Raw genomic sequence first — 881 nt, forward strand, 5'->3', positions numbered from 1 at the left:
TCTGGATCTGGCCAGAAACGCAATTCTGTGCCATGACTTTGACCATGAATGTATAACTTTTGCGTCAACGTCTTGCTTGGCAATTGGTGATTGCGATTCAACTTAGTCTCGTAGATCAATGGTGACCGGCTCAACAACTTAGCGGCTTTATCACTCTTATCTTTAAATGCTGGCGCCACTTCTGGATCCAACGTGTAGATATCTTGATACCACTTACCGTCCTTCAAAATCGTACCGACCGTCTTCGTTGACGTTGCCGTCACAAACTTGGTTCCGATACCGTTTTTTCCGATTGAGGTCGTGGCTTGTTGTGTATAGTGCCCTGATGTATTTGGCACCGTCCATGCCATACGGTTGGTTGGCATTTTATCGCCATTCGCCGTCTCAGCAACTTCAACAGGCATTCCTTCACCGTTGTCAAAAACGGAATATGACCCATCCTCGTGGAAGGTGATCCACAAGTGGTCCGCTTTTTTAATTAAAATTTGATCGATTCCGTTATCAACGGCTTCCTGTAAGGCATGGGTTGGTGTACTTTTTGAACCACCATACATATCAGGGTTGATACGAATTTGATTCAATTGATTGGCATTAATGATTGCCATTAGTTCTACCTCCATTTATATGTATCGCATGTGAAAACACACGTCTATTGGCGCAACATCAACGCCTTATTTACGACAGTCCGCATGTGCAAAACTGTGCATTCAAGTCTCAGCCTGTACTATGATACCAGTCTTATCGGGTTTTGATAATACAGTTTGAACAATATTTAGCGATTTGTAAAGGTATTCAGTGTTTCTGGACTGGGACTTTCACATTAACAGACAAGCTAAAAAGCCCTCTACATCAGCAGAAAGCTTTCCTTAATGTTTAAGTAT

General features: G+C 42.6%; 1 protein-coding gene. It reads right to left on the reverse strand.

Annotation, left to right across the window (positions count from 1 at the left end; genetic code table 11):
- The coding region (locus tag WEIDD23_RS11270; protein WP_197458888.1) for an ATP-binding protein at positions 1–605 on the reverse strand (605 nt) is incomplete at its 3' end.
- Positions 606–881: the final 276 nt, after the last annotated feature.

The organism is Weissella sp. DD23, assembly GCF_001579105.1.
Classification (GTDB): domain Bacteria; phylum Bacillota; class Bacilli; order Lactobacillales; family Lactobacillaceae; genus Weissella; species Weissella cibaria.